Origin of the sequence: Leptospira sp. WS58.C1 (assembly GCF_040833995.1) — a bacterium.
Classification (GTDB): Bacteria; Spirochaetota; Leptospiria; order Leptospirales; family Leptospiraceae; genus Leptospira_B; species Leptospira_B cinconiae.
Genome location: NZ_CP162137.1, coordinates 3168869 through 3188909, shown reverse-complemented (window position 1 = coordinate 3188909; position 20041 = coordinate 3168869). Strand labels below are relative to the sequence as shown.

The window sequence follows — 20041 nt, the reverse complement described above, 5'->3', positions numbered from 1 at the left end:
AGACTTATCGAATTCCTTTAAAAATCAATTCCCAATCGTTTTAGAGTGAAATTTTTAAGTAGCTACAGTCTCTAATTCCGGCTCCGACTCATCCTCGTCGTTGAACGCTTCCGAGTAGGTCATCCATTTTCCGGTATCCGGATCCATAAGTTTACACTTGGATGTGGATTCGAGATAATCTTTCCAAATGGATTTTCTTTCCACAACATAAGCTCCGTAATGCGCTTTGATCTCTTCCAAGGCTTGGCCCAATTTGTAGAAAGGGATTTTCATGTGAACATGATGAGGAGAATGAATGAAAATATTATGCATGAAAAAGTTTAATAACTTAGGAACATGATAGTTTACCGTACCTCTCATTTGTCCGTAAAAAGGAGTCCATTCTTCCGCATCTTTCCAGGGAACTTCCGGACGGATATGGTGTACATAAACCGTGATTCCGATGAAATAGTTCCAAGAGATAAAAGGAAGAAGCCACACTTTTAGAAAAAACCAAGCCCCTAATCCTAAATCTAAACCGTTAGGAGTGTTCCCACCGAAATAGAATACTGCGGCCGCAGAACCGAATGCAAAGGTAAGCATGAGTAATTTATCTCTAAGAGCTTCCTTCATTGGAGCAGTAAAAAGGACCATTCCTTTTAACCAGATCTCTACTAAATAATAGATCCCTCCTCCGAATGCGGACCAGGAAAGTCTATGGAAAACCTTTCTGAATATTCCGAAATTTTTATATTGTTCAGGGGTCACAGGATGCCATACGAAATCGCCTTTTAATTTGATCGTGTGCCCGTGGTGGACCCGATTATGACCGTATCCCCATTGGTTATACGCATGTAAGGACGGCAACATTGCGATTTGTCCGATCCAATACGCAAGTCTCTCGTTTTTGAATAAGGCGCCGTGACATGCATCGTGGCCTATAATAAAAAGAGAAGCGATGCTTAGGCCAGCAAATACCCAAAGAAACGGAAGATAATACCAAGTTTCCGTATTCCATATCAGAAACATGGTAACCGAGAAGAAGAATAGATCCCGGATAAAATAAGCGATCCCAAGATAAGCCGGATTGTCGAAGCTACTATCGGAGATGATCTCCCTTACGCTTCCAAGAGTTTCTTTCAGTTCTGTATTCTTTTTCATTTTTTATCCTATGATTCCCGAAATAGGAGTTTTTATTTACGGATCGTTAAATGAGAGCGGATCAGATTCGCTTTGTTGCAGAAAAAGATCGGGATCTAAAATAATTCTTTAATTCAGGGTTTTAAGATGGGAAGTTCTCTTTTAAAATAAGAGAAAAATAAGTCTTCTGCAGTTTCTCTACCGGATCCCGTCCTTTTACCTAAAATGATCAGACAATCTTTCGCCCTAGAAAGTGCAACGTATAGAACTCTATGTTCTTCTTCTCTGAGCTGTTCCGGAGAATCTTTTCGAAGATTCCAACCATCCGCCAAATCCACGATCACCGTGTGAAATTCCAAACCTTTGGCGGAATGAATCGTGAGTAATAATTCGGACGGAACTCCTGCACGAAAATATTCCCGTATTCTATGATTAGAACGGCATAATATTCTTAATTCTCCTCCACTTCGCTTATACAATTCTCCTAAATAAGGAAATAGTTCCGAGATCTTATCCATTTTAAGTCTGGCAACGAACGCTTTCCCTTTTCGGTAAGCGATTACCTTCTTATCGATTTTGTTCTTATTTTTGGAAATAGGTATGGAAGAAGTATCCACGATTTTCGGTAACGATCTGTAATTTGTGTTTAGGAATTTCCGGGTACATGGCCGAAACATTTCCGGAAAATTCAAAAAATTGAATATATCGGCCTTCCTGAACGAGTAAATTCCCTGGCTATCGTCTCCTACTACCAAAATTTTCGATTGTTCCGACAGTAATTTTAAGAATCTAAGTTGTTCCGGGTCGGTATCTTGGAATTCGTCTACTAAGATCCTTTTTAAACTTTGTTTCGGGATTTCCGTCCAAGATTCCCCGCTTTCGAGAGAATCCAAAAAAATAGAGACCAAATCATCCAGGTCCAGTTTTCCCTCCTTTCGTTTGAAGTTCTTATAATCTTCTAATAACGGGCTTTTCCAGGTTTGGGGGAAATTAGAAGGTAATTCGGATCCTCCGACCAAAAGTGTATAAGGGATCCCACCGATAATATCCGATTCTTTGCGGAACCATTCCCTAAAGAACTGGTTCTTTTCGGATGAGGTCAGGATAGAAGGTCTTCTGTTCCGAAAATCAGGATGCCACGTAATCAATGCTCTCAAACAGAACGCATGAAACGTATGTACTCTTACGGAGTTATCGTTCGTTTTCTTTTTGATCCTTTCTTTGATCTCGCCTGCCGCTTTTCTAGTAAAACTCAAGACCAGGATTTCTTCTCCCCTTGTGCCTTGGGAGAGCTCGTTTTGTACAACTCCAACTAATGTGCTGGTCTTTCCGGAACCTGCAGCGGCTATAACCTGTAAAAATCTAGAGCGATCTTCTATGATCTCTTGTTGGGCTGCGCTGAATTGGGAAAGGTCCATGCAGAACCGTTTCCCGGATCTGATTCAGCGCGTGTGAATTTTGTAATGAAAGATCTTCTTTTTTATTTATCTCCCGAGGGAAGATCCACAGGTTTCGGACTATCTGTCGGCGTATTTATGATCATTGGAAGAGAGTCTTTTCCGGTCGGAACGAATAGAAGTTTTGTATTCGGATTCTCGAATGCTTTTAGTTGGAGATATTGTTTTGTCAATTGAGCTGCGATCATTTTCTGGGCTTTCGCTTTTGCTTGCGCTTCGATCACGGTAGCTTGAGCGGCTCCTTCCGCTTCTATTACTGTGGATTTTGCCTTTGCCTCCGCGTGAATGACCGTTATCTCCGCATCCTTTTTAGCTATATTGATCTCGAACTTCATTTGTTCCTGCTCTTGCTCTTTGGTAAGTTTACCTTCAATCGCAGTCAGTATCGGACGACTGTATTCTATATCGTCTATGATCACATCATCTATTTCGATATGTTTCCCTCTTAACTTTTCTCCTAAAGCTTGGCGAATATCCTGAGAAACTTTAGGAGTTTCTTTCGAGATCCGTATCATACTATAGGATGATAGTGCATTACGAACGGATGTCCTGAATTGAGGACGAACCACTTTTTCGTAATAATCCGGGCCAATCTCTATCTGAAGATTATAGATCTCCGAATTTACCGGTCTTAGGATGACTGCGGCCACAACGTTGATGGTCAAATCATCCCTGGTAAGAACGTCCACTTTTTCCTTATACGAGGTCCATTGGGTTTGGTACAATACCACGTCATTCCATGGAGCATAGAAATAAATAGCATTCGTTAATAGGTCCTTTTGGAGACCGCTGGTTAAGGGGTGATATCTGAGTCCTGCCTCTCCCGGGCGAATATTCGTATAACAACCCGTTCCCGTGAGTAAGCTCAAAGAAACAAGGGCAAACAAACTCAAACTTTTACCGAAAAATTGAAACCTGGTCATATAAATCTCCTAGGCCTGTCTATAGTAGGACCAAGTTCTGATTCGGAACGTTTCCCGATCTTGCGAAATCGGAATGGGCGACAATGAAAAACGAATGTACGAAAGTATTCTTTTGATTTGAACTGGTCTAACGATGGATGGTATGGAAGACAATCTCCAAAACCTGCCTAAAATCAGGACCAGATTCAGAGGGATTGTGGAATCTATCTCAATCGATCCCAATCCGGAAAAAGCGAGGATCTTGATCAAAGACATAAAACTGCTGGTTTCCGGTAGAAAGGTGATATACGCTCAGGATTTTTATTATTCTTACCGTTTTAGAAAGCAGAATCTGAAACAGGGAGATCCTGTTGAATTCGACGCCAGAATACGACCCGATAAAAGAGGAGTTTCCTCCGGAAAAATCCGTTTAAATTATCCTACAAAAATTTATAAACAAGGCCCGGACCAGGCAGGTCTGTTCCCCGAAGTACGCTCTAACATTTGACTTCCCTGGCTAACCCTTGAATCTGACTTTCGGAGCTGAAATTGGAAACTATCAAATATCTTTTGGACTTCTTTTTGCATCTGGAACATCATTTGGATGCTTTAATCATAGCTTATGGCACATGGATCTACCTGATCTTATTCTTGATCATCTTCTGCGAAACCGGTCTTGTTGTAACTCCTATACTTCCGGGAGATAGCTTGCTCTTTGCTTTGGGCGCATTTGCCGCGAGAGGCAGTTTGGATCTTGGGACATTACTCATCCTTCTGATCGTTGCTGCGATCTTAGGCGACACAGTCAATTATGCGATCGGTCATTTGGCGGGAGAACAGATCCTTGCAAAAGAGAAAGTCCCTTTCTTAAATAAAAAACATCTAGAAAAGGCCCACCGTTTTTACGAGATGTACGGCGGAAAGACGATCATTATCGCAAGATTTATTCCGATTGTAAGGACTTTTGCTCCTTTTGTAGCCGGGATCGGAAGTATGACCTATACTAAATTCATTTTGTATAATATAGTGGGAGGAATAGTTTGGATCGCTATCTTCCTTTTTGGCGGTTATAAGTTCGGAAACCTGGAATTCGTTCAAAGGAACTTCAAGATCGTCATTCTTGCGATTATAATCATTTCGATAATGCCGGCAGTGATCGAGTTCATTAGAGAAAGAAGAAAGGCACTCGCCCGCGATAAGTAAACTTTCTTATTGGCTACAATCCTTGGTCTGACGTAAACTTTTGACCAAGGGTCTATCCTTAAAACGTTTGTATAGAGGAGGCTCCATATCCCTGGCGATATTCGAGTCTCCTCCTCTTCCTCCGGGGCTAATCCCCACAGGGCCGAAACTAGACGCAGGATAGAAACAAACCGGAAATTCTTTTGCCTCGTCTAATTTTCTGGTTTTTTCGTTCGTTCTAAAAACATGGTCCTTAATCCGAACATAAAGAAGATTCGAATTCTCCGACCAACGGATCTTGAATTCGGGAGTTTCTTCCCATTTTGTTAATGGAAACTCGAAATACGACCTATCATAGGAGGAAGATTGTCCGTTCACATCCGCTATGATCAAGATCGGGGACTCTATCTCCAGATCTGCTTTCAACTTTCCTAATATAATTGCCGCCTTTCCTCCGTCCGGAGAAGGTACGAATTGAAAGATAGTCTGGTCCTCTCTTTGGAAATTTTTAGGTTCAAAAGAATGAAATCCTTTCGGGGACCAAACCGCAGGAAAACGGAAAGCTCCTCCATATTCATCGTTTGTGCCTTGGATCCAAAATAAACGATTGGTTGCAGAATGAAAATATACCGATCCAGGCAGTGTCCAAGAGCCTACTTCGTAAGAATAGATTGGTGGATCTCCGGAATCGCTCCCGGGTCCTGATATTTCATAAATCCTGAATTTAGTTCTGTAATTCTTTTTGTGAGTGGTCCCGCTCAAAGGATTCCATGCGTCCTTCTCCTCGTAGATCACTTCCGTTTGGACTATGTTTTTACCGGTCTCTGACCAGCCTCTTTCAACCGCAAGACTAGCGGGTCTCCATTGGATTTGAGAGCAGTGGAATATAAATAAGGGGAGTAAAATAATTAAGGTTTTCATAAACGATAGCGCGCCGGTTTTTCGACGCGCTATTCTGGATTGGATTATCTCCAGCCTTCGTTTTTCAATTCACTGTGGTTCAAGTATAATCCCGAAGATCCTACGGAAGGAGCTCTCGTATGACCTTGGAACTGAGTATAGGTTACGTTCGAGTTGAACGGCCAAATACCTTCGCTCTGAGTCAACGAAGACTGGCATTTGCTTACTCCACCCGCCTTGTTATAAGCACAGGAAGAATGATAAGCGACTGCGTAATCGTCCTCGCCAGGAAGAATCAGGGAAGCACCAGCCATACCTTTATAACCTGGTACTTGGTATACCGTGATACCTGCAGTGTTGTTGTGGTTGTAAGCGCCGCGTGCGGTCCCTACGATCAGGGATTTATCCATTGCGTTGCCGCCGAATCCGAATGTAACACCATTCAGTGCAGAAGCAAGCTCGGATCCACCGGAAGCAGAAGCTAAAGCAGTAACTTTTGTTAAGTTATAACCTTTGCTAGATGCTGTGGCTCCCAGATTAGATAACCAATACTCAATCGCATAACAACCCGCGCTATGACATACGATCTTGCAGGAGTTGGAACCCTTACAATATGTATTCAAGCCCGTAGTGATATTGGTCTGAGCTCTAGACGATCCATACGTTCTTGGGTCGGTAGTTCCGTCGTAACCGACGAAAATTTTAGCTCCGGACACAGAGTTCGGTGCACTTCCCCAATAGTTATTCACGTCAGTAGTTCCCACTCCGTTGTGGTTGCTGCCAGACTTTCCGTGAACGAAAACCGTATAGGTTTGCGCAGAAAGCGAACCAGCAAAGAACGATGCGAAAACACATCCCAATACCATACTTTTCCAATTTTTCATCTTCTCTATTCTCCGATCTTTTGGGAAAACCCAAAGTTTAAGCTTTCGATTTTCCCGGTCTACAAGTATGAGCTAAGTGCCTTTTTGAGTCAAGTGATTGGACTTTTTTTAACATAACAGGTCGAATGTAAAAAAAGAACAGATGCAGACATCTATATTAGTAAATTATAATATATAGCGGACGCTACAGTAGCGTGCAGTGTTAGTTACAATTTATTTCCAAACTATTCTTACGAACATTTGTAAGTAAGATATAAGAAGATTGCCAAACCTTATAATAGTACCGAAAAGAATCTGTTCTAATTAAATTAGTCCAAAGGGATTAGTTGATTTCTCTTTTAGAAATCTTTAAAATAAAGGTTGAGAAAGGCCTCCCTATTTCATATACAGGTGAGCCTGTACTGGGCATTGAAAAACTAGAGATGAGTCAAAAAAAAATTTTTATCTACCTTGGCCTTGCGATCGCCGCAGGCTTGGTTTTCTATCTATTAAGGGATGAGGCTGAAGAGAACGGTTGGTTCTTATCGGAAGAGGAAAAAAAAACGAAAGCGGAATGGATGGCGAAAGGAAGTCCTCCTGGCGGGAGTTCCACAGCGGACAATTCTAACTTTTTAGAAAGTTTGGACGAATCTATTCCTCCGGAAAAAATTCTAAAAGATTATTTGGAATGGTCCGAGTATCCACCTAACTCCAGGCCATTAACTAAATATAACGAAGACTTAACAAATCCTTATTTTATCCAAATTTCGCCGATTGCGATGGTGGATAATCCGGAAGATAAAAAACCGAACGGTTACTCCTGTAAATTACAACCATTACAATGGGCTGCGATAGGTGTGAAGGAACCTCTTCATATCACCTTAGAATGTTTTAATACGAATAATTTCGAAAAAGTTCCATTAAATATTCGTAATGTAAAGCTTTGGAAAGAATTTGACGGTAATAAGTTTGTCGCTTTGCCTCCCGATGGGAACGACAAGGGGATAGACGGGGATGCTCAGGCCAAGGACAATATTTTTACATTCGAATGGAGACCTACTTATAAAGATTGGGGGGACATGTTCCTAGAAGTGGAGTTCGAGTATGGTAAGGAGAAGAAACAGGGTAAAGCTTTATCTTCCTTCTTCTCTTCACCCTATCAACCTGCGGAATGGAGCGGTTATTTTTTGGATATTCCAAGAGACGGTTCTTTGAGTATAAAGGCCGGGGTAAATGTGTTCAAGGCGGGGAATTATCATTTAGAAGCAAATCTTGTAAATGCGGGAAATGGAGATCCAATCGCTTGGGCAAGTTTTGATGGAAAATTGAACGCCGGAAGGCAAGAGGTGGAATTTTTATTTTTCGGAAAGTTGATTCGAGAAAGCGGATATGAGGGACCTTATGCTTTGACCCAATTGAGAGGTCATAGGGTCAATCTTGCTGTGGATCCGGATTGGTTCGGACAAGGGGAAGAGGGGATGAGGAAGATCCTGGCCGCAAAGACGACGGAGCCGGATAAAGAGTTAGTCGGTCCGTACAAGGAAAACTATGCTACTAAGGAATATAATCTGAATACATTCTCTTTAAAAGCGTACGAGTCTCCGGAGAAGGATCAGAAGGTGAAACAATTACAGGACCTCTCCCGTTAGTCGCAAACGTCTGGACTTATTTGAAATAAAAATTGTTGTTCCGGGAACAATAGGGGATGGAAAGAAGGCGGATTCGGAATGAAAAAAGTAAATGACTTACGTTATGCAATACAAGAATGGTTTCAGGGTAAAAAAATTACTAGCGGTCTGACCGAATCCGAATCAAGGCCGGTCCGAACTACTTTTTATACTCAAATAAGTATGTTTGCGATTCCGACACTGCTAACTGTTTCGATATATTATAACGAACCTCCCGAAACCCATCTTTTCTCTTTTGTTCATTATTTCCTGCTTGTTATTCCCTTACTGTTTGCATTTTATTTATTAAGATTACGTTATTATAATTTATCGGCGGTAATTACATTAGTCGCTGTTAATTATCACCTTTTCGCGCTGACAATGGCCCAAGCGGATGATCCTGCTCCCTTAGGGTTTCTACTTACTTCCATTTTGTCATTTCTTATGATATCTAAGAAGTTTAATGTTGTTAGGATCATAATTTCTATTTTGCCTTTAGGGCTTTTTCTTTTTAGCCAGTATTATTATAAAGTTTTAGGTGCGAATGCGATATTTGGCCAACCGAAATGGGTAGTGCCGGCGGAGTATCTTATGCCCCCTCTAACCCTTCTATGTATTCTTTTGGTTCTTATTGTTTACCAATTTGTGAAAGCGGTAGATTTCGCGGAAGCAAAGTTGACGGAAGAGCATGAAAAGTCGGAACAATTACTTCTTAACATATTGCCGGAAGAAATCGCTCAAGAGTTGAAAGAGAAGGGAGTTTCAGAACCTCGCTTGCATCGCAATGCAACGGTTTGTTTTACCGACTTTAAGGGATTTACTCAGATTGCGGAGACTTTATCGCCGACAGAGCTTGTCACCGAGCTCGACCGCTGCTTTTCATATTTTGATAGTGTAATGGACAGGCATAATTTAGAGAAACTTAAGACGATTGGGGACAGCTACATGTTTGCAGGTAGTATCCCGGAATCGAATAGGACACACGCGGTGGACTGCGTGATGGCAGCCCTGGAGATCCAGGCATTCATGAATCAAATGAAAGAAATCAAAGCAAACCAGGGCCTACCATACTGGGAGCTTCGGCTCGGCATCCATTCAGGCGATTTGATTGCAGGTGTAATTGGCGAAAAGAAGTTTGCATACGACGTTTGGAGCGATACGGTCAATACTGCAAGCAGATGTGAATCATCCGGTATTCCCGGTCGCATCAATATCTCCAGCACTACTTATGAATTGGTAAAAAATTTCTTCGATTGTGAATACAGGGGAGCTGTACCTGCTAAAAACAAAGGAGAGATCGAAATGTATTTTGTGAATGGACTCTTGGCGGATCTCCAACGAGCTGGGGAAGAACGGATCCCGAACGAAGAGTTTCGCAGACGATACAAACTTCTGTAAGGAAAAAAAGGGGCTAAAAAAGGTTTGACATTTCGTCTTTATATAACTATATGATTATATAATAACGTAGATATGCAAACTCTCGATTCTACCTTTGCTGCACTTGCCGATCCGACTCGCCGCGCGATACTTATGCGTCTCGCCAAAGGTGACTCAACTGTCATGGAACTCGCTAAACCATTCAAAATGAGCCAGCCGGCAATATCACGTCATCTCAAGGTTTTGGAGGACGCAGGTCTTATCTCGACTACGATCCGTGCACAAGAGCGACCGCGCCGATTGGAGACTGCTCCTCTCAAAAAAGCCACGGATTGGATTGAGAAATACCGCCAGATGTGGGAGAAACGCTATCATTCGCTGGATGGGCTTCTCGAAGAATTGAAGACGATGCAAACAATAGGAGACGAATAGAAATGAAAGCAGATCTAAAAGAACTGAAGGTAGAGCTTCGAGGAGAAAGAGAAGTTGTCGCTACACGGTATTTTGCCGCGCCTCGACAATTGGTATTCGATTGTTTCACTAAACCCGAGCTGATGCGTCGTTGGTTGACCGGACCGGAAGGTTGGACACTTGCAACTATTGAGAATGATCTTAGGGTTGGAGGCAAATACCTATACGTCTTTGTGGATCAAAAAGGAACCAAAATGGGTGTTTATGGAAAGTTCTTGGAAGTAATCGTGCCCGAGAAAGTAGCGAATGACGAGAATTATGCGACAGACATGTCCACGTTTAATCCGGATGGTCCGCAAAATCCGGATGCTACTGTAGAGTCGCGCACCTTTACAACCGAGGGCAATCTAACTCTTATGACTCACGTGGTCAAATTTGCTTCTGCCGAAGTACGCGAAATGGAAATCGGTGCAGTTGAAGCTTGGAAGGAACTTTGTATAGTATTGGATAAACTATTGGCAGAGCTCTTAGGGTAAATCTAAATCGACAGTATTTCGTGTTAGTAAGGGAGCGAATGAGACTGTTTGTAACGCGCATGGGCGAAGTTCGCCTATGCGCTAATGAGGTCGGTTTCTTTTTGCCGCTGAGGATGATTGCATAATCATCCTTACTTTGCGGGAGTTTCCGATAGCTCGAATGCAGAAGGATATTTGCCATTTTGCAAAAAATGATTCACTGGGCAGATCCGCGTAATATTTTTTCCATCGCCTTTCCTTTTGCTAATTCGTCGATCAGCTTATCTAGGTAACGGATTTTTTGCATAAGTTTGTCTTCGATCTCTTCTACCCGATAGCCGCAGATAACACCCTTAATCAGGGAAACATTATCATTGATATGCGGCGCCTGATCGAAAAATTCTTTGAAACTGACCTCATTCTTCAATTGATTTTGAAAACTTTTCGAATCGTATCCGGTAAGCCAAAAGATGATCTTATCAACTTCCGCTTTTGTTCGTCCTTTCCTTTCTGCCTTTTGGATGTACATTGGATAAACTTTGGCAAAAGACATGGCAAATATTTTCGAATTTTCCATTTGATCTATCCTTATTTGTTTATTAATACTATTTTAAGTAGTTTAAGTCTTATTTAAGTTCTTCGGCAAGCGCTATAATAAAACCTTCGGGGGTGCGCAAATAACAAAGTAAATAGCTATCCTCATACCGTTCCAGTTTGCCTACGAGTTTGACTCCGTGAGTTTCAAGCCGAGTAATCGTGTCCTTAATATCGTCCACAGCAAACATAACACGAAGATACCCTAAAGTGTTTGCGGGAGCATTCTTGGGTTCCGGATGTATGACCTTTGGCCTGATGAATCTTGATAATTCCAAGCGGCTATGTCCGTCTGGTGTTTTCATCATTGCCATCTCAACTTGCATTCCTTCAAGTCCTACGACATGATCCGCCCAAGAGCCTTCTACTCGCATCTGTCCTTCTAACTCTAAACCGAGTTCGGTAAATAAAGCGATCGTAGCCTCGAGATCTTCGACAACGATGCCGACATTATCCATTCGTTTTACTGCCATTTTTAAATATTCTCCATTTGGCCCCTATTGCCTCGCTATTGTCCATACGAGCGATCCATTTATCAATCGAATGGTCGGTTATTTTTCGAGTATTTTGCTTGACATGCAGGTATTTGCCTGCATATTATTATAACCGCAACGAATGGATGCTGATAATGTATTTAAGGCTTTAGGAGATCCAACACGCAGAAAGCTTCTCGACCTTCTCTATGAGAAGAACGGCCAGACTCTGAACCAACTCTGCGAGCATCTTGATATGGCCAGACAATCGACCAGCCAGCATCTTGGGATACTCGAGGAGGCCAATTTGGTCAGCACTGTTTGGCGTGGTCGTGAAAAATTGCATTTTATTAATCCGGTACCGTTGCATGAGGTCTATGAGCGATGGGTGAGAAAGTTCGAACGCCAACGGCTTAACCTTCTGCATGATTTGAAGAAGGAACTTGAAGGAGAGAAAGAATGAGTAAAGAAAAGACAAGCTTTGTTTACGTGACCTATATCCGTTCGACACCGGAGAAGGTTTTCGAAGCAATCACTAAGCCTGAGATAACGAAACGTTATTGGGGCCATGAGAATATCTCCGATTGGAAGCCAGGTTCAACATGGGAGCATGTGCGTAATAATGAGGAGCACACGGTTAATATAGTTGGTAAGGTAATCGAAGTTGTACCGCCGACACGTTTGGTCATCAGCTGGGCAAGTCCTTCCCAAACATCTGATCCGAACAGCTATAGTCGTGTGACCTTCAATGTTGAGGAATATGAGGATATGGTACGATTAACTGTCACTCACGATGAACTCGAAGCCGGAAGCGGAATGGCAAAAGGAATCCAGCAAGGTTGGCCGATCGTTCTTTCTAGTCTGAAGTCCTTGCTTGAAACGGGACAGGGTATCGACGTATTTGCGAAGCCGAAGTCAGCTTCGAGCGGGAGTCTTTCATGACCAAGGCTTACACAGGCGGATGCGCTTGCGGTGCGATCCGATATTCGACTAAGCAAGAACCGATCTTTCAGAACCATTGTCAGTGCCGTGACTGCCAAAAGAGAAGCGGTACTGGACATGGATCCTATCTGACTTTTCCAGGGCGGGCTGAGATGACGATTACCGGTGAAGCTAGTCATTGGGAAGTAAAGGGAGACAGCGGCAATGTGAAGGTTCACTCCTTCTGTCCTGTCTGTGGGACTCCGGTTTATTTGCGCTTTGTCGCAATGCCGGACCTGATCGCAGTACATGCGGGAAGCCTAGATGAACCGGATCGATTTGCTCCTCATGCGCTTACTTATAATGTTCGCGGTTTTGTATGGGATACAATCGATCCTTCCTTAAAAACATTTGATAAAATGCCGTCGGGTTGAAACACATTGGTGAAGGTTCGTCCATGTGTCGTTGGGTTTAGCCGGGCCAGGTTTTAAGCTGAATCGAGTTCATTTCATATACGTTTTTTGTAATGAAGAGCAATGGCGCCGGACTGAAAAGTTTTAGAACCGAGAAAATCAAACCTAAGAGTCTCTTGTAGTTTAACAGTATCAAATAACCGGGGGTCGTTTTCATCGGTTTATATTGTTTAAATAATCCATACCGAAGCGGTTAGTTGCTGTTAAACCCGGTTGTTATTTAATTAAAAATAACTTTTTGCAAATCGCAATTAAACTTAAATTTAATTACAGTATCATCTAATGCGGATTTGAATCTATATACATTATCTCCACAGAGATTTAACCAATTAAAGTCAGATAGATAATGGTCGTTTATAGATTTAATCATTTTATATTGATTAGGTAAGTCTTCGGACAGAAATATTTCAGTTTTATAGGAAGATCCGCAACAAAATTCAGTGATTATTAAATCGGGGATTGTGTCATTATTTATTAAAATTAAAGAAATATTTTTGCTATTGGGGCTATCATTGATTTTTTCAGAATAGCCTGAATTGGTATTACTTTTAAAAGGATTCCAAGACTTCCCATCGAAAATCCAAAGACTATCAATCCAGGACATCATTCCCGGTTCGAGTCCAGTTCCCGGATATGTTATGACGGCTAAATTATTAAAAACAGATTTAATTTTTAGATATTTAATAGAAAAATTCATGGATGAATCTGAATAAATTTTTTTATTCTTTTTATTAATTTTGGTAAAGGCAAAGTTTAAAAGTTTGGTTGGATCATCCGGAATCAGATAGCCGCTGAACACCCATCCATTTATATTATTATAAGAAATATAAGTCCATTGTCCAATTTTATCATCAATAGCTATAAAATTGGAATTTGTAGTGATGATTTTTACTCTACTTGAATAAGGAATAATGACAATAGTGTCTGCTTTAAGATCAGGGTTAGATCTTAGTTTTAATCCGTTTTTTGCATACACATAGGAATAAATTTCAGGTCCCTTTATATCGTTTGGATTTAGATTAAATCCGGATGCTAATATAAGGTTTAAAATAAATATTTTTTTTAATTTATTTATCATAATTGCTAACCCAAGAATGAACTATTACAATTGCGCAGTACGACCAAGCTTGACCGACGTTCGCAACGGCACGAGTTCGCTCTGCAGCCAAAATTCACTAACCTAGTGCTGTTTTCCCAAAAGGAACAACAAAGATTTGTATGGGAAAAGTGATAATATCAAACAAAATCGATGCTGGATAAAGTAAATATAGTAAGACGTTTGGATTTTCGATCTTCTTGCCTTCAATGTTTTCTATTATGATCCATAGCGTAGTTTTATAGTTAGCTGCAATAAAGCGTACTTTTTTTCTATCAAAATACCCATCTTCAATTATGTTCAAGTAAATCGCTTTTTGTAATTTAACTTTTTGCATTGGATGGAATTTTATTTTATTACTTACTTTTACGCAATCTTCTTTGAATTCAAATCTATCGGAGTTCGAATTATATTGTTCATGATAGCAAACGTCATTTAAGTCAATTCTAGGTTTATGATATGTTATTAATCTAGATAATCCGTCATTTGAAATAGCGACTGCTTTAGGGAATCCAAATTGTCCTCTGCTATCGTCATAAAAATTTCGTTTTAGATTAGAATGTATGAAAGCGTAATCTTTATCGAAATAGATAAAACCTTTTTTGCTCAAAATATAAAAGTCGGCATCACTTACGACTGGAATTAAAGTAACGGTCTCAGATTTGTTCAAATCACAATAATGAAAACGTTTTGAGGAAACAGAGAAACAATTTTCATATTCATACTCTGTATCTAGATTTGGGAATTCAAATTTAAAGGTATGTTTATCTAATTCTTCTATCTTATTAACTGATTTTATAATGAAATTTTTTTGAATCGTTTTTGGTCGAACCTTATAATTCAATTCCATTGTCATACAAGAGGAGAATAATGGTAGTATTAGAATAAATATTCTTCTAAGTTTCATAATTTTGCCAATAGCGCAGCATAACGACCAAGGTGGCGATTTCCCCAATCCGCTCGAAAAACAGTGAATGGTCTTACGTTCACCCATCAAACAAAATCCAGAAGTATGGCCGCCTTTCGACCATACTCAGCTCAGGGCAAGTCAGAAGCCAAACATCTAAAATAAACTACTCTTGTTAGCAGCAAAAGGAGAATCTTCTCGTTTCATCAATGTGTCTGCAGCCAGTTCACTAAATCACTCAAAACTTTTGCTTTGTCTTCCGGAAGTTCATTCATGGTCTCGTGATACAGACCGTCATAAATTTTCATGGTCTTGTCCGAGGATGGAATGACTTTAAATGCTTCTTCTGTTCCGACGGAGAGTGCAATTGAATCTTCTTTTCCGTGGAATAGATAGACTGGGAAGTTGATCCGAGCCGCTTTCTCCAAAGCTTTTTCTTTCGAGTTCAAAAGAAAGTCTCCCAAGTAAGCTCCGACAGAACCATGAACTAAAGGATCTTTTTTGTAAGCCTCGACAACGGATTTGTCCCTGGATAATGCGTTTACATCTAATCCGGTTGGAACAGTTAGAGTGGGGAATGCTCCTGCGAGTAAACTTCCTGCACCTTTTTTAATATTCATAACCAAGTCCGTTTTTACCGCGATAGGTAATCCGCTGAGTACGAGCCTATCTAAGTTTGCCTGGTGAGAAGGTTCTCCCGCGTAGAATAAAGAGATCAATGCTCCCATGGAATGTCCCATCAGAGTGACTTGTTTGACCCCTTCTTTTTGTTTTGCGATGCCGATTAGTCTATCCAGGTCCGCTAAAAATTGGTTAAAATGAGTGACTACTCCTCTGCTTCCTCCGGATTTTCCGTGACCTCTTGCATCAATTAGATAAACATTATATCCTTTTCCGGAAAGCGCTTCGAGTAAATTGTCGTATCTTTTTCCGTGTTCTCCAATCCCGTGATGGACCACTAAGGTCTTAGGATTGGCTGCTTCTTTTGCTCGGTAGGCTCTATAATAGATGGATACGTCGCCTGCTCCTACAAAGGTTCCGTCTTCCAGATGGTAGTTTTGTTCCCAATTCATTCGGTAAATATCCGATCTGTCTGAAAAATGGGGAAGGAAATTTCTATCCGATCGATCCTTTCTTTCTACTATTTCGAACGAACGTAATGGCTGAAATATACATTTTGGTCCTTATTCCGGGAAGAGTCCAGGTAGGAATTCCTCGTGTTTTTTCTTTTTCATAAGATAACGAGAAGGTACCGCAAACACGTCGGTCCTTAATTCTCTTCTTTTTGTAAGCCCGAATCTTTTAATAGAGATCGAAAATCGTTTTTGGAGAAGCTCCGCATAATTTCCCTTCCCTCTCATTCTTTCTCCCCAGGTTGCTTTGTATAAATTTCCTCCTCTGGCTTCTGAGATTACTTTTAGGACTTTTTCTTTTTTAAGAGGAAAATGTCTAGTAAGCCATTCTTCGAATAGAGGTGCTACTTCGAGCGGCAATCGGACAAATACCATTCCTGCGGATTCCGCACCCGATAAAGATGCCTGTTCCAATAAATTTTCCATTTCAAAATCATTGATAAAAGGGATCACAGGGGCGAATAATACTCCTGTTGGAATTCCAGCATCAGTCAATTTACGCAGAGTTTCAATTCTTCTTGCGGGAGCCGGGGCTCTAGGTTCTAACTTGGACCAAAGCTCCTTATCCAAAGTAGTGATCGAAAGAAACACTTTCAATATTCCTAATTTTCCCATTTCGGTAAGAATGTCCGTATCCCTTTGTATGAGGGATGACTTGGTGATGATAGCAGCCGGCTGTTTGAATTCCAACAACACCTCTAACAAAGATCTGGTGTTCTTATAGATCCTTTCCCCCGGTTGGTAAGGATCCGTGGCAGTCCCAATTGTGATAGGTGCGAGAGCTTGCCTTTTCTTTCTTAATTCTTCCGCTAGAAGTTTGGCGGGCTCTTTTTTCACGAATATTTTCGTTTCAAAGTCCAGCCCAGGTGAAAGATCCACATAAGAATGATTCGGTCTTGCGAAACAATAAATACATCCATGCTCGCAACCTCTGTATGGATTGATACTCGAATCGAATGGAATATCCGGAGATTTGTTGTGAGTGAGAACTGATTTGGAGTTTTCCCAAAAGAATTGGGTAGAAGGGGATGACTCCTCCTCCAGATCTATCCTATCTTCTCGCCAGACTTCTCTTTGGATCTTATCGAATCTGCTGGGAGGTAATTCTTCCGTACCTCTTTTTTTAGAATTCATAACTTGGAATTCTAAAAAATACTAATCAAAAAACAAGCAAAAATATGATTGTATTTATTCAAGGTCCCACAAGGACCTTAGGCGATCTCTAGTTTAGCACCTTCTCCCCAGGATTTGTAGGAAGGTAAATTGGAAATAGTTTGTACATACTCACTAGCTTTAGGACTCAGCTTTACTCCGTAGGTTATGAATCTGGAAACTACCGGGGCGTAGAACGCATCCGCTATGCAAAAGTTTTTACCGAATAGAAATGGCCCGCCGTAGGAGCTCAAACATTCTTCCCAGAGAGATTGGATCCTATCTATATCCTTCTTTGCATCTTCCGGAGGGGAAAAGTCCGACTTTCTTCCATGAAAATTCATGCTTAGATTGGATCTTAGTCCAGTGAATCCGGAATGCATTTCTGCCGTTACGGATCTTGCCATGGCTCTTGCGATCTTATCTTGGGGCCAGAGTTGTTTATCCGCATATTTTTCTGCCAAATATTCCGCAATGCTGAGACTGTCCCAAACTCTTAGGTTTCCGTCGTTGAGCACAGGCACTTTTTTAGAAGGAGAGTACTTATCGATTATGGCCGCATATTCGGGTGTAAATAGTTTTAAGGAGATCTCTTCGAATGGAATTTCGAATTGAGTGAGTAGGATCCAGGGGCGGAAAGACCAGGAGGAGATGTTTTTATTTCCAATTACAAGTTTCAGATCGCTCATAACTTTATAATTCGTACTAAAGCTTTAGTCATCAATCAGTATTTAGTTTCGGGTTTCAAGAGTCCGGAACCCTTTAGGATAGGCAGTTTAGACCCGGCCATAATGGCTCTGTAAAAAAATAATCCTTTGGAATTAGGAGCCTTGTAGAGATCGATACACAGGCTTAGGATGAGTTTGCCTTTCTTTTGCAACAATTAACTTGGGGAATTTTTATGATCAAGTGTACATAATCCCGCGAAGCTGTGAGGAGCTTCAGTTAACAGTTAAGCTTCTTCTTAGTATTCTAGGAATGCTTTGTAGGATTTTTTTAAAAATACATGTCTTAAGTTATTGAATAAAAGAGAAATCTTTTCGAAGAGAATCGAGCGGTTTCTTTAGATACAAAACGAATCGGATGGACCTAAGTTTGGAAAACGTTAAAGAAATTGTTCAAAGACAAGAAAGTATGCCCGATATTTTGTTAATTTGTGATTCGAGCGGAAGGATCCTTCATATTAATGAGAATGGAAGGAAGATCCTTAGCATCGCTACCCTAGAGTCCGCTATAAGTATGAGCCTTACGGATTTTCTTTCCGAAACGGATCGAAAATATCTCGAAACAGTTATATTACCTAATGTAAGCAAGTCGGGAGAGTTTGAGGGAAGAGGTCTTCATTTAATGAAGAAAGACGGAAGTTTTCTCCAAACGAAACAACACGCTTACCTAATGCCGGAGATGTCTTATCTGTTCGTATTCACGGAAGATAAAGAATCGGAAGCGGAGAAGAAGGAAGCTTTATACAAAGCGTTCCAACAATCCCAAAATGGAATGTTCTTAACCGATAAAGAAGGTGTGATCCTTGCGGTGAACAAACAGTTCGAAAAAATTTCCGGCTTAAAAGAGAATGAACTCATAGGAAAAACTCCTAAAGCATTCCAATCAGGAATGGGAGCTTCTAAAACTTTTTACGATGAGTTTTGGGAGTCGGTCCTGCAAGGATCTGTTTCCATCGCTAACTCGAATCTTAAAAACGGTTTCGTAAAAGACTGGAAACAAAACGTTATTCCTATTAGAGATCGTAACGGAGAGGTCTCCAGCTTCTTAAGCACTATCCTCGCGAATCCCGAGCTTCCAGAGTCGGGAGAAGTAAGGAACAATTCTGATTTTGCAAAATCTCCTTCCGATACTTTCAGAAAATACGAAGGTTTGGATAGGGAAGCCCTGATCGGAATTTTAAGAGATAAAACGAAACTCACTAAAAAAGAAACAGAGATCTGTGCGGGAATCGCTTCCGGTAAGGATAAGAGTCGGATTAGCGAAGACTTAGGGATCCATCCGGGGACGATGAAAAACCATCTCAAATCGATCTACAGAAAAACGATCGATCTGGAAAAGGAAATCCCAGGTCCGGAAAGAGACAAACTACAAAGACTAACAATTTACCTTTTCCGTTTACTCGGGGAATAAAGACACAGAGTTTTTTCACACAGAGACGCGAAGACGCAGAGAAATGTTTTGAAAGAATTCATCTTAAATACTCGAACTCCCTCCGCGGCTCTGTGCCTCTTGTGAATAAACTTAGTGCCTCTTTTATCTCTGCGTCTCTCCGCCCCAGACTTCTTTAACGTAATCCTCTCTCCCGGAGCCCTTTCTGTATTGTTTATAATGTGCGGGGTTCTTTTTATAATAATCCTGATGGTATTCTTCCGCCGGATAAAATTCCGAAGCGGGTAATATTTCCACAACGATAGGAGAGGAGAATTTTCCGGAAGCTCCTATCTTATCCTTAAATTCTTGGGCTAGTTTTTTTTGCGCTTCGTTCTTGTAATAAATAGCAGTTTTATATTGGTTACCTCTATCCGCAAATTGTCCACCCGGATCTGTCGGATCTATCTGTCTCCAATATGTGTCTAAAAGTTTTGAGTATTCGATCTTTTTCGGATCGTACGTGATAAGTACGGATTCTCTATGTCCCGTTCTTCCATAACCTACATCCTCGTATGTGGGATTTTTTTCTTTTCCGCCGGTATAACCTGAAATTACGGATATTACACCGGGCAGTTTTTCAAACGGACCCTCCATACACCAGAAACATCCTCCTGCAAAAATGGCTGTTTCTAATTTTGGAATTTCTTTAGTATAAACAATATTCGAAAAACCATATATTATGAAAGTTATAACTATGGATTCTAATCTTATAAGTTTGAACAAATTTATTCCCATCGGGTTC

23 protein-coding genes and 1 pseudogene are annotated in these 20041 nt (G+C 40.9%); 10 read left to right on the top strand and 14 right to left on the bottom strand.

Features of this window, described 5'->3' with window-relative positions; translation table 11 throughout:
- Nucleotides 1-54: 54 nt before the first annotated feature.
- From AB3N61_RS14670 to AB3N61_RS14660, 3 genes are all read right to left on the bottom strand, one after another.
- On the bottom strand, nucleotides 55-1140 hold the full coding sequence (locus tag AB3N61_RS14670; RefSeq protein WP_020770330.1) for a fatty acid desaturase: 1086 nt from the start codon (nucleotides 1138-1140) through the stop codon (nucleotides 55-57).
- 113 nt (nucleotides 1141-1253) lie between these two features.
- On the bottom strand, nucleotides 1254-2537 hold the full coding sequence (locus AB3N61_RS14665; protein ID WP_367897944.1) for a UvrD-helicase domain-containing protein: 1284 nt from the start codon (nucleotides 2535-2537) through the stop codon (nucleotides 1254-1256).
- 62 nt (nucleotides 2538-2599) lie between these two features.
- Complete coding sequence (locus AB3N61_RS14660) at nucleotides 2600-3499, bottom strand: prohibitin family protein (RefSeq protein ID WP_367897943.1); 900 nt, start codon at nucleotides 3497-3499, stop codon at nucleotides 2600-2602.
- A 142-nt stretch (nucleotides 3500-3641) separates the two neighbouring features.
- Between AB3N61_RS14660 and AB3N61_RS14655 the strand changes: the two genes are divergently transcribed.
- Both AB3N61_RS14655 and AB3N61_RS14650 read left to right on the top strand, forming a co-directional pair.
- Entirely contained in the window at nucleotides 3642-3986 is a 345-nt protein-coding gene (locus tag AB3N61_RS14655) for a hypothetical protein (RefSeq protein ID WP_020770506.1), read from the top strand.
- Between the two features lie 41 nt (nucleotides 3987-4027).
- Nucleotides 4028-4681: a DedA family protein gene (locus AB3N61_RS14650; RefSeq protein ID WP_020770382.1), complete on the top strand. Its 654-nt coding sequence runs from the start codon at nucleotides 4028-4030 to the stop codon at nucleotides 4679-4681.
- Nucleotides 4682-4687: 6 nt separating this feature from the next.
- Here AB3N61_RS14650 and AB3N61_RS14645 read toward each other — a convergent pair whose 3' ends face one another.
- Nucleotides 4688-5581, bottom strand: a complete 894-nt coding sequence (locus AB3N61_RS14645) for a hypothetical protein (RefSeq protein ID WP_367897942.1) — start codon at nucleotides 5579-5581, stop codon at nucleotides 4688-4690.
- A 44-nt stretch (nucleotides 5582-5625) separates the two neighbouring features.
- Nucleotides 5626-6444 (bottom strand): hypothetical protein, encoded by an 819-nt coding sequence (locus tag AB3N61_RS14640; protein ID WP_020770419.1) that lies wholly within the window; start codon nucleotides 6442-6444, stop codon nucleotides 5626-5628.
- A gap of 422 nt (nucleotides 6445-6866) precedes the next feature.
- Here AB3N61_RS14640 and AB3N61_RS14635 point away from each other — a divergent pair, with 422 nt between their 5' ends.
- The 4 genes from AB3N61_RS14635 (at nucleotide 6867) to AB3N61_RS14620 (ending at nucleotide 10414) form a co-directional block, all read left to right on the top strand.
- Nucleotides 6867-8072, top strand: coding sequence for a hypothetical protein (locus AB3N61_RS14635; protein ID WP_036090168.1), 1206 nt, complete (start codon nucleotides 6867-6869; stop codon nucleotides 8070-8072).
- 78 nt (nucleotides 8073-8150) lie between these two features.
- Nucleotides 8151-9488: an adenylate/guanylate cyclase domain-containing protein gene (locus tag AB3N61_RS14630; RefSeq protein WP_367897941.1), complete on the top strand. Its 1338-nt coding sequence runs from the start codon at nucleotides 8151-8153 to the stop codon at nucleotides 9486-9488.
- A gap of 72 nt (nucleotides 9489-9560) precedes the next feature.
- Complete coding sequence (locus AB3N61_RS14625) at nucleotides 9561-9899, top strand: ArsR/SmtB family transcription factor (protein ID WP_036090112.1); 339 nt, start codon at nucleotides 9561-9563, stop codon at nucleotides 9897-9899.
- 2 nt (nucleotides 9900-9901) lie between these two features.
- Nucleotides 9902-10414 (top strand): SRPBCC domain-containing protein, encoded by a 513-nt coding sequence (locus AB3N61_RS14620; RefSeq protein ID WP_020770394.1) that lies wholly within the window; start codon nucleotides 9902-9904, stop codon nucleotides 10412-10414.
- A 196-nt stretch (nucleotides 10415-10610) separates the two neighbouring features.
- On the opposite strand, the gene AB3N61_RS14615 is transcribed toward AB3N61_RS14620, so the two are convergent.
- Both AB3N61_RS14615 and AB3N61_RS14610 read right to left on the bottom strand, forming a co-directional pair.
- On the bottom strand, nucleotides 10611-10970 hold the full coding sequence (locus AB3N61_RS14615; RefSeq protein WP_020770344.1) for a DUF2200 domain-containing protein: 360 nt from the start codon (nucleotides 10968-10970) through the stop codon (nucleotides 10611-10613).
- Nucleotides 10971-11019: 49 nt separating this feature from the next.
- A complete protein-coding gene (locus AB3N61_RS14610; protein WP_367897940.1) occupies nucleotides 11020-11460 on the bottom strand; it encodes a VOC family protein in 441 nt (146 codons plus the stop codon).
- Between the two features lie 142 nt (nucleotides 11461-11602).
- On the opposite strand from AB3N61_RS14610, the gene AB3N61_RS14605 reads away from it, so the two are divergent.
- Genes AB3N61_RS14605 through AB3N61_RS14595 form a run of 3 tightly spaced genes read left to right on the top strand, consistent with a single transcriptional unit; the run spans nucleotide 11603 to nucleotide 12815 of the window.
- On the top strand, nucleotides 11603-11923 hold the full coding sequence (locus AB3N61_RS14605) for an ArsR/SmtB family transcription factor (RefSeq protein ID WP_036090111.1): 321 nt from the start codon (nucleotides 11603-11605) through the stop codon (nucleotides 11921-11923).
- Complete coding sequence (locus AB3N61_RS14600) at nucleotides 11920-12402, top strand: SRPBCC family protein (protein ID WP_367897939.1); 483 nt, start codon at nucleotides 11920-11922, stop codon at nucleotides 12400-12402. Before AB3N61_RS14605 ends, AB3N61_RS14600 begins: the two co-directional genes overlap by 4 nt.
- Nucleotides 12399-12815 carry a GFA family protein gene (locus AB3N61_RS14595; RefSeq protein ID WP_367897938.1) on the top strand — a complete coding sequence of 139 codons (417 nt, stop codon included), beginning with the start codon at nucleotides 12399-12401 and terminating at the stop codon, nucleotides 12813-12815. The genes AB3N61_RS14600 and AB3N61_RS14595 overlap by 4 nt, the downstream gene beginning before the upstream one ends.
- Nucleotides 12816-12889: 74 nt before the next feature.
- Here the strand turns inward: AB3N61_RS14595 and AB3N61_RS14590 are convergent.
- The 6 genes and pseudogenes from AB3N61_RS14590 to AB3N61_RS14565 all read right to left on the bottom strand — a co-directional run.
- Nucleotides 12890-13000: pseudogene (locus tag AB3N61_RS14590) on the bottom strand (dihydrofolate reductase); the annotation flags it as partial.
- Nucleotides 13001-13074: 74 nt separating this feature from the next.
- Nucleotides 13075-13932 (bottom strand): SH3 domain-containing protein, encoded by an 858-nt coding sequence (locus AB3N61_RS14585; RefSeq protein WP_367897937.1) that lies wholly within the window; start codon nucleotides 13930-13932, stop codon nucleotides 13075-13077.
- A gap of 97 nt (nucleotides 13933-14029) precedes the next feature.
- Nucleotides 14030-14944, bottom strand: coding sequence for a hypothetical protein (locus tag AB3N61_RS14580; RefSeq protein ID WP_367897936.1), 915 nt, complete (start codon nucleotides 14942-14944; stop codon nucleotides 14030-14032).
- A 119-nt stretch (nucleotides 14945-15063) separates the two neighbouring features.
- Nucleotides 15064-15930 carry an alpha/beta hydrolase gene (locus AB3N61_RS14575; RefSeq protein WP_367897935.1) on the bottom strand — a complete coding sequence of 289 codons (867 nt, stop codon included), beginning with the start codon at nucleotides 15928-15930 and terminating at the stop codon, nucleotides 15064-15066.
- Nucleotides 15931-16041: 111 nt separating this feature from the next.
- Nucleotides 16042-17124: a PA0069 family radical SAM protein gene (locus tag AB3N61_RS14570; RefSeq protein ID WP_367897934.1), complete on the bottom strand. Its 1083-nt coding sequence runs from the start codon at nucleotides 17122-17124 to the stop codon at nucleotides 16042-16044.
- A gap of 77 nt (nucleotides 17125-17201) precedes the next feature.
- Nucleotides 17202-17831, bottom strand: coding sequence for a glutathione S-transferase family protein (locus tag AB3N61_RS14565; RefSeq protein WP_367897933.1), 630 nt, complete (start codon nucleotides 17829-17831; stop codon nucleotides 17202-17204).
- Between the two features lie 406 nt (nucleotides 17832-18237).
- Between AB3N61_RS14565 and AB3N61_RS14560 the strand changes: the two genes are divergently transcribed.
- On the top strand, nucleotides 18238-19278 hold the full coding sequence (locus AB3N61_RS14560; RefSeq protein WP_367897932.1) for a PAS domain-containing protein: 1041 nt from the start codon (nucleotides 18238-18240) through the stop codon (nucleotides 19276-19278).
- Nucleotides 19279-19401: 123 nt separating this feature from the next.
- On the opposite strand, the gene msrA is transcribed toward AB3N61_RS14560, so the two are convergent.
- A complete protein-coding gene (msrA, locus tag AB3N61_RS14555; RefSeq protein ID WP_367897931.1) occupies nucleotides 19402-20034 on the bottom strand; it encodes a peptide-methionine (S)-S-oxide reductase MsrA in 633 nt (210 codons plus the stop codon).
- Between the last annotated feature and the right edge of the window lie 7 nt (nucleotides 20035-20041).

Coding starts and splice junctions, on each gene's coding strand:
- AB3N61_RS14615 (WP_020770344.1), bottom strand. CDS start 10,970: ATGGAAAATTCGAAAATATTTGCCATGTCTTTTGCCAAAGTTTATCCA.
- AB3N61_RS14585 (WP_367897937.1), bottom strand. CDS start 13,932: ATGATAAATAAATTAAAAAAAATATTTATTTTAAACCTTATATTAGCA.
- AB3N61_RS14670 (WP_020770330.1), bottom strand. CDS start 1,140: ATGAAAAAGAATACAGAACTGAAAGAAACTCTTGGAAGCGTAAGGGAG.
- AB3N61_RS14640 (WP_020770419.1), bottom strand. CDS start 6,444: ATGAAAAATTGGAAAAGTATGGTATTGGGATGTGTTTTCGCATCGTTC.
- AB3N61_RS14630 (WP_367897941.1), top strand. CDS start 8,151: ATGAAAAAAGTAAATGACTTACGTTATGCAATACAAGAATGGTTTCAG.
- AB3N61_RS14605 (WP_036090111.1), top strand. CDS start 11,603: ATGGATGCTGATAATGTATTTAAGGCTTTAGGAGATCCAACACGCAGA.
- AB3N61_RS14575 (WP_367897935.1), bottom strand. CDS start 15,930: ATGAATTGGGAACAAAACTACCATCTGGAAGACGGAACCTTTGTAGGA.
- AB3N61_RS14635 (WP_036090168.1), top strand. CDS start 6,867: ATGAGTCAAAAAAAAATTTTTATCTACCTTGGCCTTGCGATCGCCGCA.
- AB3N61_RS14645 (WP_367897942.1), bottom strand. CDS start 5,581: ATGAAAACCTTAATTATTTTACTCCCCTTATTTATATTCCACTGCTCT.
- AB3N61_RS14580 (WP_367897936.1), bottom strand. CDS start 14,944: ATGGGTGAACGTAAGACCATTCACTGTTTTTCGAGCGGATTGGGGAAA.
- msrA (WP_367897931.1), bottom strand. CDS start 20,034: ATGGGAATAAATTTGTTCAAACTTATAAGATTAGAATCCATAGTTATA.
- AB3N61_RS14625 (WP_036090112.1), top strand. CDS start 9,561: ATGCAAACTCTCGATTCTACCTTTGCTGCACTTGCCGATCCGACTCGC.
- AB3N61_RS14600 (WP_367897939.1), top strand. CDS start 11,920: ATGAGTAAAGAAAAGACAAGCTTTGTTTACGTGACCTATATCCGTTCG.
- AB3N61_RS14595 (WP_367897938.1), top strand. CDS start 12,399: ATGACCAAGGCTTACACAGGCGGATGCGCTTGCGGTGCGATCCGATAT.
- AB3N61_RS14565 (WP_367897933.1), bottom strand. CDS start 17,831: ATGAGCGATCTGAAACTTGTAATTGGAAATAAAAACATCTCCTCCTGG.
- AB3N61_RS14665 (WP_367897944.1), bottom strand. CDS start 2,537: ATGGACCTTTCCCAATTCAGCGCAGCCCAACAAGAGATCATAGAAGAT.
- AB3N61_RS14570 (WP_367897934.1), bottom strand. CDS start 17,124: ATGAATTCTAAAAAAAGAGGTACGGAAGAATTACCTCCCAGCAGATTC.
- AB3N61_RS14660 (WP_367897943.1), bottom strand. CDS start 3,499: ATGACCAGGTTTCAATTTTTCGGTAAAAGTTTGAGTTTGTTTGCCCTT.
- AB3N61_RS14655 (WP_020770506.1), top strand. CDS start 3,642: ATGGAAGACAATCTCCAAAACCTGCCTAAAATCAGGACCAGATTCAGA.
- AB3N61_RS14620 (WP_020770394.1), top strand. CDS start 9,902: ATGAAAGCAGATCTAAAAGAACTGAAGGTAGAGCTTCGAGGAGAAAGA.
- AB3N61_RS14610 (WP_367897940.1), bottom strand. CDS start 11,460: ATGGCAGTAAAACGAATGGATAATGTCGGCATCGTTGTCGAAGATCTC.